The organism is Arcobacter iocasae, assembly GCF_042214795.1.
GTDB classification, from domain to species: Bacteria; Campylobacterota; Campylobacteria; order Campylobacterales; family Arcobacteraceae; genus Arcobacter; species Arcobacter iocasae.
This window is the reverse complement of the sequence record NZ_CP090177.1, coordinates 2,578,969-2,595,260: the sequence shown is the minus strand read 5'-3', so window position 1 is coordinate 2,595,260 and position 16,292 is coordinate 2,578,969. Positions and strand designations below refer to the sequence as shown.

The window sequence follows — 16,292 nt, the reverse complement described above, 5'->3', positions numbered from 1 at the left end:
ACCTCTTTGCATATCTATTAAGAGTGAACTAAGTTAGTTAATTCATCACCTGATAATAAGTGGAAATTTAAATATTTATAAATATCATCTCTTTTTTCAGGAGTGATTTTTTTAGGAACCATATCAAGGTATTCTTCTTTAGTTGGAAGTCTTCCTAAAAGTGCTGCTAATGCTGCAACTTCTGCAGAACCTAAATAAACTTTAGAATCTTTTCCAAGTCTGTTATCAAAGTTTCTTGTACTTGTTGAGAATACAATTGAACCTTGTCCAACATTTGCTTGGTTACCCATACATAATGAACATCCTGGAATTTCAAGTCTTGCACCTGCTGCTCCAAAGATTGAGTAATAACCCTCTTCAGTTAATTGTTGTTGATCCATTTTTGTTGGTGGTGCAACCCATAATTTAGTTGGTACTGGACCTTCACCTTTAAGTACTTCACCTAAAGCTCTAAATAATCCAATATTTGTCATACAAGAACCAACAAATACTTCATCAATTTTTTCAGTTGGTCTATTTGGATCATTTAAGATGTTTGTTAATGTATCAACATCATCTGGATCATTAGGACAAGCTAAAATTGGCTCAGTAATTTCATTTAAATTGATTTCAATAGTTGCTAAATACTCTGCATCTGCATCTGGAGTGATTAATTCTGGATTAGCAATCCATTCTTTCATTTTATCAGCTCTTCTTTGTAAAGTTCTAGCGTCTTGGTAACCTTCTTCAATCATTTTTTCAATTAAAGCAATATTTGAAGATAAGTACTCAATAATTGGTTCTTTATCTAATTGAATAGAACAAGCTGCTGCACTTCTTTCTGCTGCTGCATCTGATAATTCAAATGCTTGCTCAACTTTAAGTTGTGGAAGACCAGAAATTTCAATTACATTACCTGCAAAGATATTCTTTTTATTTTTCTTAGGAACTGTTAAAAGACCATCTTGAATAGCTTGATAAGGAATAGCATTAACTAAATCTCTTAATGTAATTCCTGGTTGTAATTCACCAACAAATTTAACATGTACAGATTCAGGCATAGTTAAAGGCATCATACCAGTAACTCCTGCAAATGCAACAAGACCAGAACCAGCTGGGAATGAGATACCAATTGGGAATCTTGTATGAGAATCTCCACCAGTACCAACAGTATCTGGTAAACATAATCTATTTAACCATGAGTGAATAACACCATCACCTGGTCTTAAAGTAACACCCGCTCTTGAAGTAATAAATTCAGGAAGTGTATGTTGTAAGTTAATATCTGATGGTTTTGGATAAGCTGCTGTATGACAGAATGATTGCATAACCATATCAGCACCAAAAGATAGTGCAGCAAGTTCTTTAATCTCATCTCTAGTCATAGGTCCAGTTGTATCTTGTGATCCAACAGTTGTACAAATTGGCTCAACATACATACCTGGTTTAACACCTTCAACACCACACGCTCTTCCTACCATTTTTTGAGCTTGTGTATATCCATTTGTACTTGCAGCTGGTTGAGATGCAGTAATAAATAAATCAGATGCCTCTAAACCTAAAGCTTCTCTAGCTTTTGCAGTCAATCCTTTACCAATAATTAATGGAATTCTTCCACCTGCTCTCATTTCATCTGTTAATGTATTTGGAGACAAAGTAAATTCAGAAACAACTTTACCATCTTTTAAAATTTGTCCAGCAAAAGGTTTTACAGTAATAACATCACCAGTTTCTAAAGCATCAACATCTGCTTGAATTGGTAAACATCCTGAATCTTCTGCTGTGTTGAAGAAAATAGGAGCAATAATAGAACCAATAACAACCCCACCTGTTCTTTTATTAGGAACACCTGGAATATCTCTACCCATATGCCATTGAACTGAGTTAATACCTGATTTTCTTGAACTTCCTGTTCCAACAACATCACCAACGTATGCTAATGGATGTCCTTTTTCTTTAAGTTCAGCCATTTTTTCTAATGGTTTTTCCATTTTTGATTGTAACATTGCAGTTGCATGTAATGGAATATCAGCTCTTGTAAATGCTACAGTTGCAGGAGATAAATCATCTGTATTTGTTTCACCAGGAATTTTATAAACTGTTAAAGTAATCTCTTCTTCTAGTGCTGGCTTGTTTGTAAACCATTCACCATTTGCCCATGATTCAATAATCTCTTTAGCATATTTGTTTCCAGAATCAGCTAAATCTTTTACATCATTAAATGAATCATATACTAAAATTGTATTTTTTAATTCTTTTGCTGCATCTGCTGCAGTTTCTTCTACTTTTAATGCTTCTATTAATGGAAGTACATTAAATCCACCCATCATTTTTCCTAAAATTTCAATTGCTTCACTTTTAGAAATCACAGAACATGTAACGTTACCTTGTACTACATCATTTAAAAATGCAGCTTTTACATATGCAGCATCGTCTACACCTGGGTTAATTTTATTTTTAAACATATCTAATGCGTAATCTGAATCTTCTACAGTATTTGCTTTTAATAGTTCAACCAATTGTGCCGTTTGATCAGCAGTCAATGCCAATGGAGGAAGACCACCTTCATTAAGTCTCTCTTGCGTATGTGCTTTATAATCAGCGATTAAACTCATATATATCTCCTAAGTAATTTGTATTTGATTATAACATATACCAAAGCGGATTAATGTACAATTCCTGATATGAATTGTACAAGTTTTATTTGTGTATATATAAGTTACAAAAAAAACTTATATATAGCTTAACTATGCTTATTATAGGGTTTTTATCAAGCTCTTGCGTTTAAAATTGTATTAATTTTTTTATGGTGTTTTTTTAACACTTGTCTATGTTTTGTGCTTCAATTATCTTATTGTACATTTTTTGTACAATATAAACTTAATTTTCAACTTTAACTATAAATGTTATATTCATCTTAAATATAATTATTAATTAAAACATTTCTGTTATTTTTTTGTTATAATGATACAATATTGTTATATTAGTTAAGGATTAAGTCATGAATCCATATAGATTTTCTACTTATAATGAAATGTTTGATTATCTAACAACTACATATGATAATCCTACTTTACTAAACTTTATAAATGCTAATAATAAATATGAATCAATATCAGCATTGCAATTCAAAGAAAAAGTAATTTGCTTATGTGCTGCTTTACAAAACTTGGGCATAAAAAAAGGCACTATGGTTGCTATTTTTTCAAAATCATCTCCTTTTTGGTTGATATTTGATTTCGCTCTTCAACAACTAGGAGCAATATCTGTTCCAATATTTGCAAATATTTCAACAAAAAATTTAAATTTTGAATTAAAAGATTCACAATGTAAATATATCTTTATAGATGATATAAATAGAATAAATGACATAAAAGAAGAGATTATTTTCATCACCCACAATTTTTGTATAAAAGAGAAAAACTACTACAACTTAGATGAAATAATAGTTATGGGAAAAGAGATTTGTAATAGACTTGAATATGTAGAGCATAAACCAAAAGAAGAGGATATATTTTCTATTGTATATACAAGTGGAAATACGGGTGATCCCAAAGGTGTTATTCTAAGTCATAAAAATATAATTTCCCAAGTAAAAGATATAAACGAGTTAATTCAATTAGATAAAAAAGAAGTCATTTTATCAATACTTCCCCTTGCTCATATTTTTGAAAGAGCTGTTATGAGTTATTATATTTCAAGGGGTGTTTCTATTTACTTTATAGATGATATTACAAATGTAGCAACTTTGATGAAAACAGTCCGTCCAACAATGATGACTGTAGTACCAAGACTTTTAGAAAAAATATATTACAAAATAAAAACAAATATATCTGATAAACCTTTTATTAGTAGAATCATTGCTTCTTTTGCTTTTCACTATGCACTAAAAGAGAATATAAATAAAGACTCAATCTTATTTAAACTTTTTAACAAACTTGTTTATTCAAAATTTAGAGAAATATTTGGTGGAAGAATCAAGTGGTTAGTCTCAGGAGGTGCTCCTTTAGAAAAAAACATCTATCAATTTTTCTTAAATATTGGAGTTCCACTATATCAAGGATATGGTATGACTGAGTTTTCCCCAGTTATTTCTACAAATTATCCTGGGGCAAATCGTGTGGGTACTTCTGGTAAAGCAATGCCAACGGCAGAAGTTAAGATTGAAAATGATGAACTTTTAGTAAAAGGACCTTCTTTGATGAAAGGTTATTTAAATAATGAAGAACTAACTAAAAAAACAATTGATAAAAATGGTTGGCTTCACACAGGTGATGTTGCCACTATAGATGAAGATGGATATATTTACATAAAAAGTAGAATAAAAGATATATTTAAAACTTCTACTGGAGAGTATGTAAATGCAATTCCAATTGAACAAGAGTTATCAAAAAACAAATACATAGAGTTTGCAGTATTAATCTCAAATAATAAAAAATATACAACTGCCCTACTTTTTGTAGATCAAGAAAAATATGAACAATACAAAAAAACAAATAACCTAACAATAGAAGAATACTACAATCAAACAAGAATACATCAAGCTATACAAAAGCATATAGATATATTAAATAATAAATTAAACAAATGGGAGAAAATTATAAAGTTCAAACTTATAACAAACAGTGCTACTATAGAAGGTGGAGAATTGACTCCTTCTATGAAAGTTTGTAGGGAAGCTATTGAAGTAAAATATAAAGATGAAATCCAAAGTATGTATTAGGAGCTTAAAATGAATGAAAGAATAGCAATAATTGATGGATTAAGAAGCCCAGTTGCAAAAGCAAATGGCAAACTAAATCATGTGGGAGCAGATAGCTTAGGAGCTATTATTGCAAAAGAGTTAGTTCTTAGAAACAATATTCCTTATGATGATTTTGATGAAGTTATTATTGGAAATGTTGCCCAACCAGCAAATGCAGCAAATATTGCAAGAGTTCTAGCTATGAGAGCTGGGTTTCCTAAAAAAACCATTGCTTATACAGTTCATAGAAACTGCGCTTCTGGTATGCAAGCCCTATCTAGTGCTATAGAAAAAATATATACAAATCAAGGGGAAATATATCTAGCTGGTGGAGTTGAATCCATGAGTAATATTCCCTTACTATTTTCAAATCAATTCAAAGATTTTATGACAAAATTTACCTATGCAAAAACTGCATCTGCTAAGTTAAACCTTCTTACAACTTTTCGACTTAGTTTTTTAAAACCTACCATTGGATTAATTTCGGGATTAACTGACCCGATTTCTGGGAAAATAATGGGAATCACTGCCGAAAATTTGGCAAATGAGTTTAAAATTAGTCGACAAGCCCAAGATGAATATGCACTTCAATCACACCTAAAAGCACAAAAAGCAATAGAAAGTGGAATTTTAAATGATGAAATACACCCTATCATGACAAAGGATTCTTCAATCCAAGATGATGATGGAATAAGATTTAACCAAACAATTGAAGCACTAAGCAAACTAAAACCAATATTTGATAGAAATGGAACTGTAACAGCTGGAAACTCTTCTCAAGTTTCTGATGGTGCTTGTATGATGATACTTTGTACTGAATCAAAAGCAAAAGAATTAGGTCTTGAGCCAATTGGTTTTATAAAAGATTATGCCTATGCAGGTCTAGATGCTCACAAAATGGGTTTAGGTCCAATCTTTGCTACCAAAAAACTTTTTAATAAAACAGGCACAACATTAAAAGATATAGATTTAATAGAACTAAATGAAGCCTTTGCAGCACAAGTTATTGCAAACCTTGAAGCTTTTAAATCAAAAAGTTTTTGCAAAAAAGAATTTAATAGTGACCCCCTTGGTGAAATAAATGAAGAGATATTAAATGTAAATGGTGGAGCAATTGCAATTGGACATCCAGTTGGTATGAGTGGAGCTAGAATTGTACTTCATACAATAAAAGAATTAAAAAGAAAAGGTTTAAAAACTGGTCTTGCTACACTTTGTGTTGGTGGTGGTCAAGGTGCAAGTTTTTTATTGGAGGTATAAAATGAATAATTTAATTTTAGAAATAACAAATAATATTGCGACACTAACCTTTGATTTAAAAAATTCAAAAGCAAATAAGTTATCTTTTGAAGTATTAAGCGAACTGGATAGTGCATTAGATGAAATAAAACAAAACAAAGAGATAAAAGCACTTATTATTGATAGTGCAAAACCTTCAATTTTTATTGCAGGTGCTGATATTAAAGAGATAGAGGCTATGAGTACAGAAGAAGAAGTTTATGAGCAAATCACAAAAGGTGATAATATCTTAAATAAACTAGAAGCCTTAAGTATACCAACAATAGCCTATATCAATGGAGCTTGTATGGGTGGAGGTTTAGAACTTGCTTTATGTTGTAAATATAGAGTTGCTACTACAAATGAAAAAACAAAATTAGCCTTTCCTGAGATAAAACTTGGATTTTTCCCAGGTCTTGGGGGAACACAAAGAGCCCCAAAACTTGTAGGGCTTATAACTGCCCTTGAGATGATTTTAACGGGTAAAAACCATGATGCTAAAAAAGCATTAAAAATGGGACTTGTGGATGAAATATTTGATAATGGACAAAAAGAGTTTAAGTTAAAAGAGTTTATTACAAAAGTTCTTGAAAACAAAGTTCAAAGAAAAAAACTACCTTTTGTAAATAATTTTATGGAAAAATTTTCTTTCACAAGAGCATACATTTACAAAAAATCATTACAAGGAATAGAGAAAAAAGTAAATAGAGATTTTAAAGCACCGTATACTGCTTTAGAAGTTATACAAAATACTTTTATTGAAAGCTTTGAAAAAGGAATTGATATAGAAGCCAGAGCTTTTTCACAGCTAGCAGCAACAAAAGAGTCTAAGTATATGATAGAACTTTTTTTCATGTTTGAAAAACTAAATAAAAATTACGAAAAAACACAAACTCCAATTTCAAATGTAGCAGTTTTAGGAAATGGAGTAATGGGAAAAGGAATTATTTGGTTATTTAGCAAATTTTTAAGTGATATAAGAATCAAAATAAGAAAAATAGAACAAGCCCATGACATCATAAGTGATGTGGCAAAACTCTATGATAGTTCTATAAAAAGAAGAAGCATGAGTCAAAATAAAGTTGATTTTAAATTAAATAAAATCTCATACACAGATAAATTTAATGGCTTAGGGCAAACTCAACTTGCTCTTGAAGCTATTATAGAAGATGAAAAAGCAAAAAAAGAAGCCTTTTATGAGCTTGAAAATGTACTTGATAAAGACTCAATAATTGCGACAAATACCTCTTCTATTTCCATAGAAAAACTTGGAAGTGAACTTAAAAATAAAAAGAATTTTATAGGAATTCATTTTTTTAATCCTGTAAATATTATGCCCTTAGTTGAAGTAATTCCATCATCACATACATCTAAGAAGACTATAAATCGGGTGATTGAGTTATTGACTTCTTGTGGAAAAACTCCAATAGTAGTAGGAGATTGTGCAGGATTTATTGTAAATCGTATTTTACTTCCATATTTAAATGAAGCTGCTTTTATTCTTGAAGAGGGTTCTGATATAAAAACAATAGATAAGATTCTAAAAGATTTTGGTTTACCAATGGGACCTTTTACTTTAGCAGATACGGTTGGTATTGATATTGGTTTTAAAGTAGCAAGTATATTAAATGAATCATATGGTTCACGAATGGCTATTGCTCCAATCCTTACAAAGGTTTATAAGGATTTAAAACTATTAGGTAAAAAGAATAAAAAAGGATTTTATTTATATAGTTCAAAAAATTTGGAAGTAAATGATGAAGTTACAAAACTACTTTCAACAAATAAAAAGGCATTTAATGAAAAAGAAATAATTGAACGATGTATGTTTATTATGGTAAATGAAGCCTCAAGATGTTTGGAAGAAGGTATTGTAAATGACCCAAAAATTATAGATTTTGCTATGATTACAGGTACTGGTTTTCCTCCATATAAAGGTGGGATTTGTGCCTATGCAAATGACATGGGAATTTCATATGTTGTAGATGAACTAAAAAAATATGAAAAAATTTTTGGCGAAAGATTTAAACCAAGTTTATTATTAGAAAAATTAAATAAAGAGAATAAAGATTTTAAAACAGGGGAAGAATTATGGAAGCATTAGCATTTGTACTTATACTTATTATTTTTGGATATTTTTCATATCCATTGATTTTATGGTTTGGTTTTATTGGTGTATATTCACTAATATTTTTTGATACAAATATTTTATTTTGGGTTATATTTGCCATTTTAGCAGTAACCTTTATAATACAAAAAAATAGAATAAAGATTATTACTTCTCCTTTAGTTAAGTTTATTATGAAAAAAGGATTATTACCAAAAATATCTGCTACAGAAGAAGCAGCCCTTCAAGCTGGAACAAATTGGGTTGAATCTGATTATTTTAAAGCAGATATAAACTTCAAAAGAATAAAAGAAGAGTATGTTACAAAACTTACAAAAGAAGAGCAAGATTTTATAGATAATGAAGTAAATGAACTGTGTTCTATGACAACAGATTGGGAAATATTTCAAGATAGAGATTTAAGACCTGATGTTTGGAAGTTTATAAAAGATAAAAAGTTTTTTGGAATGATTATTCCAAAAGAGTATGGTGGTTTAGGATTTTCTGCAACTGCCCATTCCCATGTAATAGAAAAACTTGTTACTCGCTCACAAGTATTAGCTATCACTATTATGGTTCCAAACTCTCTTGGACCTGCTGAGTTGATTTTAAAATATGGAACACAAGTCCAAAAAGATAGATATCTTGAAGACTTAGCAAATGGAAGACAAGTTCCTTGTTTTGGACTAACTGAACCAAATGCAGGAAGTGATGCGACTTCAATCACTTCAAGTGGTGTTATATTTAAAGATGAAGATAAAAAAATCAAAATCAAACTGAATTTTGAAAAACGATATATAACCTTAGGAAATATTGCGACTCTTATAGGTATTGCTTTTCAACTTCATGACCCAGAGCAAATATTAGGTGAAAAGAAAGATTTAGGTATTACATTTGGATTACTTGATTCTAAATTAAAAGGAATAGATAATTCAAGACGCCATGATCCACTTGGTATTCCATTTGTAAACTCTCCTTTATTTGGTAAAGATGTTGTTATCGAAATTGACGATATTATTGGAGGAATTGATGGTATAGGACTTGGTTGGCAAATGCTAGTTGAATCACTCTCAATTGGAAGAGGAATATCACTTCCAAGTGTCTCTTTAGGAGGAAGTAAATTTGCCCTTAAAGTAGTATCTTCATATTCACAAATTAGAGAACAATTTGGTCTTAGTATTGATAGATTTGAAGGTGTTGAAGAAAAAATTGCAAAAATTGCAGCCTTTACTTATATGTTAAATGCATCAAGAAACTATACCCTTGATGCAATAGATAATGGAGTAAGACCAGGAGTTATCAATTCTGTTATGAAATACCATGCAACAGAAAAATTTAGAGAAGTGATAAATGACTCTATGGATGTAGTAGGAGGAAGTGGAATTATAAGGGGTGAAAAAAATCTATTAGCCCATGCATATTTTGCTCTTCCTATTTCTATTACTGTTGAAGGTGCAAATATTCTTACTAGAAATTTGATGCAATTTGGACAAGGATTAATTAAATCACATCCTTATATTTATAAAGAGATACAAGCTTTAAATAAAAATGATGTGGAAGCTTTTGATGAAGCATTTTTTTCTCATATAAAACTTGTAGTTAAAGCTTTTGCTAAAACTATTACTTGTTATTTCACAAGGGGATATTTCTTAAAAACACAAGGAAATTTCAAAAGATACAAACAAAAACTTGTTTGGGCAAGTTCAGAGTTTACATTATTGAGTAATACAGCCCTTGCTCTTTTAGGACCAGCTCTTAAAAAAAGAGAAAACATCTCTGCTAGATTTGGGGATATGCTTTCATATATGTATTTAATAACTGCGACGCTTAGAGAGTTTGATAATAATCCTAAAGAAGAAGATAAAGATTTAGTTAATTATGTATGTAACTATGCCTTTGAAGAGATTCAAAAAGCAAAAGAGAATATCTTATATAATCTTCCTATGCTAAAAGTTTTATTGCCACTTGTAAGACTAAATCCCTTAAGTGTAAAATCACCAGATAAATTAAATGAAAAGATTGTAAATAATCTAAAAAATGAAGCATATCTAAAAGAGTTAACTTCAAGTGTATTTGTATCAAGTGATGCAAAAGATAGATTAAATATCTTAGAAAAAGCTATTGAATTAAACAATGAAACAAAACCAGCATTTATAAAAATTAAACTTGCAGTTAAAAATAGTGATATTAAAAAAGAGTCTTTAGAAAATATGTTTGAAGAAGCTTTAGAAAAAGGTATTATTGATAAAGATGAATTATCAAAATTAAAAAAAGCCAATAAGCTTAAACAATCAATCATAGAAGTTGATTCATATAAAGCAAGAACATATAAAACAATGAGATAAAAAAGATGAAAAAAGATTTGCTAATAAATTCAAGTGGTATTTTGCTAAATATTTTAGAAAAAATATTTGATGCAAATATAGAAGTAAAAGGAATAGAAAATATTCCAAAAGACAATCCTAAAATATTTGTGGCAAATCATTTTACAAGAATGGAAGCCCTACTTGTACCTTATGCTTTATATGAACTTACCAATAAAAAAGTAGGTGTTATTGCTGATGATAGCTTATTTAATACTTATTTTGGAAGTTTTTTAAAAGACATTGGAGCTATGCCAAAATCATCGCCTTTTAGAAATAATACTATTATTGGAGATTTAATTACTGGATGTAAAGATTGGATGATTTTTCCAGAAGGATTAATGGTAAAAGCAAAGGATATATCAAAACAAAAAAACCACTTCTGCGTAAAAGTAGATGGAACTTGCCAAGTTGTACATACAGGTTCTGCTTTTTTTGCATTAAATTCCCAACTACTAAGAGATGATTATTTTAATAAAAAAATAAAAGATTTCAAAAAGTTTCAACACAAATATTTCATACATGAGTGTAAAGATATAAGAAAAGAAGAAACAATGATTGTGCCTATTAATATATCTTATTCAAATCTTCGTACTGGAAAAAACTTTTTAATTGATATGGTTTCAAAATTTGTAGGTAATATTGGAGAGCACTTTTTAGAAGAGTTAGAAATAGAGTCAAATATTGTTTTAAATTCAAAAATCACAATTCAAATTTTAAAACCTATTAGCACCCAAGATATTTTGGAAGATATTTATAAAAAAGAGAAGAATCATAATAATATAATAAATAAATATAGATATGAATTAACACATCGTTTTATGGACAATATTTATAAAAATTTAAATATAAACTTTGACCATATATTTGTCCTTCTTATTTTTTTATATCCTAAAAAATCTATTAATAAAAACCATTTAAAAAGAATGATTTATCTTTTATGGAAAGAACTTAAAGAAAACTTATTTTCCTATAATATTGAACAAGAAAGTAATATTATAAACCTCATTTCCTATGAAGAGTTTCTTCCCTTTGAAAATATTTTAAAAATTGCAATAAAAGATAATATTATTTTGGAAGACAAAATTAACTATTTTTTAAATAAAAATGCTCTTTTAAATAGTTATACTCACCATACAATTCGTCTTAAAAATATACTTCATGTTATTTTAAATGAAGTACTAATAATAGATAAACTAAATATTTTAGCAAAAAACTTAGTTTTAAAAGAAAAAGAAGAGATAGACAGACTGCTTCTTGATACTTTAGAGAAAGAGGAGCATGATGAATTTGAATCTGATTATGAAAAATTTAAAGATTATACAAATATAAAAGATAAAGAAATAGGAAGACCAAGATATTACAATCACAGTATTTCAGATGTTTGTGTTATAACTTTACATGGTTTTTCATCTTCTCCAAAAGAAGTAGAACAATTAAGCAAGTTTGTTAGAAGTAAAGAGATAAATGTTTATTCTCCTAGACTAAAAGGACATGGAACTGTTCCCGAAGACTTAAAAGATACTACTTGGAATGATTGGTATTTATCCCTTTCAAGAGCAATTATACTTGCCACATTAAGACATAAAAGAGTACTTGTTATAGGATTTTCTACGGGAGGACTTTTAGCACTTCTTAGCACCAAAAAATCTTATATAGAATTTGCTGGAATTATTTGTATAAACACTGCTTTGCATTTAAATGATATACGAGTCAAAACCCTACTTCCAGCTGTCTCTTTTTGGAATGAGTTAGTAAATAGTGTTCATGCAAATAGTTATGCAAAAGAGTATGTGGATAATCATGCTGAGAATCCAGATATAAATTATGATAAATTTTATATAAAAGCAATAGAGCAATTAAGTGATTTAATGGTAAAAACAAGAGAAAATCTTACAAATATACAAAGCCCTATTTTGATAATTCAAGGAAAAGATGACCCCGTTGTAAATCCTGCATCGGCCTATGAAATATTTGAAAAAATAAAATCTAAAGAAAAAGATTTACTAATTTTAGAGCGGAAAAATCATGTTATTATTAAGGGTGATGATACAAAAGAGTTATATGATGAGATTTTTAAATTTATAGAAAAAATAGAAGGCAAATAATGATTATAGAAGAAATACAAAATAAAATACATACACAAATACCTATGACAAAACTTATGAAATTGGAATTAAAAAATTTAGATGAAAATAGCCTTATTATAACTGCTCCACTTGATATTAATGTAAATGATAAAGGAACAGCTTTTGGAGGAAGTTTAAATAGTATCACTATAATTTCATCTTGGTGTATGGCATATTATTTATCAAAAAAATTTAACCTAGAAAATCCAAGCATAGTTATATTTAAAAATGAAACAAAATTTATAAGACCAGTTACAAAAGATATTATTTGTACTACCTTTATTCCAAATGAAGAAGAACAAAACACTTTACAAATAAAAATAAATACAAAAAATAGTGGCTCAATAAAAATACATTCTCAAATCATAGAAGAGGGAAAAGTCTGTGTTGACTTTTATGGAATTTATGTTATCAAGGCTTAAAAATTAGATTTATAATTATTTTTAAATACTGCTTTGAACTAATAATTGAACCTAAAACTATAAATAAACAAGCTAATGCAATTGATGTTGTCATTGTAGATACTCCAACAAGTACTAAAATCAATGTTGATAAAAGTGGAGCTAGATATGCAAGTGAGCCTAGTATCTTTATATCACCATTTTTAAGTGCAAAATCCCACAGATAAAAGGCTCCACCAACAGGTCCTAATCCTAGCATAATAGCTGCTAAAAGCTCCGTAATTGAAGGAGTTATAGTCTGTTCAAAAATTAAGTGTGCGATAAAAGAGAGTATAGCCGTTATTATACAAAAGCCCGTTACAGCAAAGGTTGGCACATGGGTCAATGTTTTAGATATAACTGAATAACTTGACCAAATAAGTGCAGCGGCAAGTGCAAAAAGATAGCCTAAAGTATATTTTGAATCAAATTCTAAACTTCCATCTTTTAATACTAGTAAAAAAGCCCCAATCAGAGCTAAAATAGTACCAACAATATGAAACCACTTTAACTTTTCATTTGGTAAAAGAGCTGAAAAAAGAACAATAAGTAAAGGCCATAAATAATTTAATAAGTTTGCTTCAACAGCAGGAGCATTTTTTATTGCTAAAAAATAAAAAAAGTGATACCCAAATAATCCACTAACTCCTATTATATAAGCTTTAAGAGGAACAGTTTTCAAACTTGCAAAACTTCTTTTTTGTTTTTTTAACATCAAAATTCCAATAAGTGAAGCAATAAAAAAAGAGATACTTAAAAGTTCAAAGGGAGGAATGTTTCCAGAATATACTGTAAAAAGTGCTAGTGTTGACCATAAAAATATTGTTAATAAACCTAAAATATTACCTTTTGTATGCTGCATTAAAAAGTCCCTCATAAATTTTCAAATATTATAATAGAAAATAGTATAAAACTTTGTATGTTATAATTAATTATGAACAAAATAATTATATTTATAATCTTTTTATCTATATTTTCAAATGCAAAAACTATTGAGGCTACATATAAAATAAGCTATGGTATTTTTGGAGAATTGGGTATTGCAAAAACAAGCCTTGAAACTCTTCCTAATAATACTTATAAAATAAAAGTCCATGCTTATGCAACTGGTATCGCAAAGTTTTTAAGTAGTAACAAAGAAGAGTTTTATGAAAGCCAAGGAGTAATAAAAAACAATTTACTTATTCCAAATAAATATATAACTATTACCAATAATGATTATAAAAAAAGAAAAAAAACATACCTTTTTGACTATAAAAATAAACAAATCTTAGTTAAAAAATATGAAAGAAAACTTAATATAAGATATGATGAAAACTTAAAAAAGAAAGAATCTTGGGAAATTAATGAGTCAGAAGAGTTTGCAAATTTTTTTGCAACAAATGACTTATTATCACTATTTTTTAATATAACACAAGTAATTCCAAGTTTTGAGAAAGGCAATAGTTATGCTTTTAAAGCTATTGGTGCAAATAAAGATAATGGAAAATTAGATATAATAATTCCAAAAAATGAAGCTTATAAAGAGTTACAAGAGGCTTTAAATACTAAAAATAAAAAATTTATAGTCTCAATTCATCAAAAAATATTTTCAAGTTCAAATGGAGAACTTTTTATATCTTTAAATAAAGAAGGCTTTTGTGATAAAGCAGTTTTAAAAGATGTACTTATTTTTGGTGATATTACAGGTGAAATGATAAAATTTAAAATAAACAAAGGATGATAATGAAAAAATATGTTTTGGTATTACTTCTATTTTTTTCACTAGTTGGATGTACAAGTAAAGCACCTTTTACAAATAGATCGCAAATGATTTTAATATCTAAAGATCAAGAATTAGCTTTAGGTGAAAAATCTTATGAAGATACACTAAAAAAATCTGAAGTAATAACAAATACAAAAGAATCAAAAAAAGTAAAAGAGATAGGTCTAAAAATTGCAAAAGTAGTCAATAGAAAAGATTATAAGTGGGAATTTAATCTAGTAAATAATAAAGAGAAAAATGCCTTTTGTCTTCCAGGTGGGAAAGTTGTAGTTTATACAGGAATACTAAGTGTTGCTAAAAATGATGATCAACTAGCAACTGTAATGTCCCATGAGATTGCCCATGCACTTGCAAGACATGGGGCTGAAAGAATGAGTACTGGAATGTTAGCGCAAGGGGTACAAGTATTAGGAAATATTGTATTAGGTTCTCAAGCGCCAGAATATACAAATGCCTTTAACACAGCTTATGGAGTAGGAGCTCAATATGGAGTTTTATTACCTTATGGAAGAATGCAAGAGAGTGAAGCTGATGAGATAGGGATACATCTAATGTATAAAGCTGGATATAATATCGATGAAGCATTAAATTTTTGGAAAAATATGAGTAGTGGTAAAAAAGAGTCAATTGAGTTTTTCTCAACACATCCAAACTCTAGTACAAGAATTGCTGATATTTCAAAAGTAATACAAGAGATTAAAAGAAATAATACCAAATAATCTTGTATGATTATTTGGTATATTTATTATGCTATATTTGTATAAACAGCTTGAACATCATCATCATCTTCAATTTTTTCTAATAATTTACCGATATCTTCTTGTTGTTCTTCTGTAAATTCTTGAGGATTATTTGAAATTCGTTCTAATTTAGCTTTTGTAAGTTCAATTCCCATATCCTCAAATGCTTTATTTAAAGTACCAAAATCTTTATAATCAGCTGTTACTAAAACAACTCCATCTTCTTCTTCAATCTCTTCTAAACCAGCATCAATTAATTCTAGTTCAAGTTCTTCAATACTCATATCTTCAGTTTTATTAAACTCAAAAATTGCTTTTCTATCAAAAAAGAATTCTAATGAACCAGTAGGTGCCATAGAACCACCATTTTTATTAAAATACATTTTAACATTTGCAACTGTTCTTGTATTGTTATCTGTTGCAGTTTCTACAAAAATCAAAACCCCGTGAGGACCTTTACCTTCAAAGTTTACTTCTGAAAAGTTTGCCGAATCTTTTCCTGATGCTCTTTTAATAGCTGCATCAATATTTGTTTTTGGCATGTTTTCAGCTTTTGCATTTAAAATAGCTGTTCTAAGTGCTGAATTCATCTCAGGATCTGGAACTCCAGCTTTTGCTGCTACTTCAATTGCTCGTGCAAGTTTTGGGAAAACTCTTGACATGTTTCCCCATCTTTTCATTTTGGCTGCTTTTCTATATTCAAAGGCTCTACCCATAAATTTCTCCAATAATTTTCATAATTTTATG

General features: G+C 28.9%; 11 protein-coding genes. 8 read left to right on the top strand and 3 right to left on the bottom strand.

The window, feature by feature from the left end:
* Positions 1–17: 17 nt before the first annotated feature.
* On the bottom strand, positions 18–2,594 hold the full coding sequence (locus tag LXN10_RS13010) for a bifunctional aconitate hydratase 2/2-methylisocitrate dehydratase (protein WP_375723423.1): 2,577 nt from the start codon (positions 2,592–2,594) through the stop codon (positions 18–20).
* A gap of 386 nt (positions 2,595–2,980) precedes the next feature.
* On the opposite strand from LXN10_RS13010, the gene LXN10_RS13005 reads away from it, so the two are divergent.
* Genes LXN10_RS13005 through LXN10_RS12980 form a run of 6 tightly spaced genes read left to right on the top strand, consistent with a single transcriptional unit; the run spans position 2,981 to position 13,022 of the window.
* Positions 2,981–4,702, top strand: coding sequence for an AMP-dependent synthetase/ligase (locus tag LXN10_RS13005; RefSeq protein ID WP_375723422.1), 1,722 nt, complete (start codon positions 2,981–2,983; stop codon positions 4,700–4,702).
* Between the two features lie 9 nt (positions 4,703–4,711).
* Complete coding sequence (locus tag LXN10_RS13000; protein ID WP_375723421.1) at positions 4,712–5,983, top strand: thiolase family protein; 1,272 nt, start codon at positions 4,712–4,714, stop codon at positions 5,981–5,983.
* 1 nt (position 5,984) lies between these two features.
* Positions 5,985–8,105: a 3-hydroxyacyl-CoA dehydrogenase NAD-binding domain-containing protein gene (locus tag LXN10_RS12995; protein ID WP_375723420.1), complete on the top strand. Its 2,121-nt coding sequence runs from the start codon at positions 5,985–5,987 to the stop codon at positions 8,103–8,105.
* Positions 8,093–10,453, top strand: coding sequence for an acyl-CoA dehydrogenase (locus LXN10_RS12990; protein WP_375723419.1), 2,361 nt, complete (start codon positions 8,093–8,095; stop codon positions 10,451–10,453). Before LXN10_RS12995 ends, LXN10_RS12990 begins: the two co-directional genes overlap by 13 nt.
* A 5-nt stretch (positions 10,454–10,458) precedes the next feature.
* Positions 10,459–12,579: an alpha/beta fold hydrolase gene (locus tag LXN10_RS12985; RefSeq protein WP_375723418.1), complete on the top strand. Its 2,121-nt coding sequence runs from the start codon at positions 10,459–10,461 to the stop codon at positions 12,577–12,579.
* Positions 12,579–13,022 carry a YiiD C-terminal domain-containing protein gene (locus tag LXN10_RS12980; RefSeq protein ID WP_375723417.1) on the top strand — a complete coding sequence of 148 codons (444 nt, stop codon included), beginning with the start codon at positions 12,579–12,581 and terminating at the stop codon, positions 13,020–13,022. Before LXN10_RS12985 ends, LXN10_RS12980 begins: the two co-directional genes overlap by 1 nt.
* Here the strand turns inward: LXN10_RS12980 and yddG are convergent.
* Positions 13,012–13,902, bottom strand: a complete 891-nt coding sequence (gene yddG, locus LXN10_RS12975) for an aromatic amino acid exporter YddG (RefSeq protein WP_375723416.1) — start codon at positions 13,900–13,902, stop codon at positions 13,012–13,014. The two genes, LXN10_RS12980 and yddG, sit on opposite strands and share 11 nt — an antisense overlap.
* Positions 13,903–13,974: 72 nt before the next feature.
* Here yddG and LXN10_RS12970 point away from each other — a divergent pair, with 72 nt between their 5' ends.
* Positions 13,975–14,763 carry a DUF3108 domain-containing protein gene (locus LXN10_RS12970; RefSeq protein ID WP_375723415.1) on the top strand — a complete coding sequence of 263 codons (789 nt, stop codon included), beginning with the start codon at positions 13,975–13,977 and terminating at the stop codon, positions 14,761–14,763.
* Between the two features lie 2 nt (positions 14,764–14,765).
* Positions 14,766–15,524 (top strand): M48 family metallopeptidase, encoded by a 759-nt coding sequence (locus LXN10_RS12965; RefSeq protein WP_375723414.1) that lies wholly within the window; start codon positions 14,766–14,768, stop codon positions 15,522–15,524.
* A 26-nt stretch (positions 15,525–15,550) separates the two neighbouring features.
* On the opposite strand, the gene LXN10_RS12960 is transcribed toward LXN10_RS12965, so the two are convergent.
* On the bottom strand, positions 15,551–16,261 hold the full coding sequence (locus LXN10_RS12960; protein WP_375723413.1) for a YebC/PmpR family DNA-binding transcriptional regulator: 711 nt from the start codon (positions 16,259–16,261) through the stop codon (positions 15,551–15,553).
* Positions 16,262–16,292 lie beyond the last annotated feature (31 nt).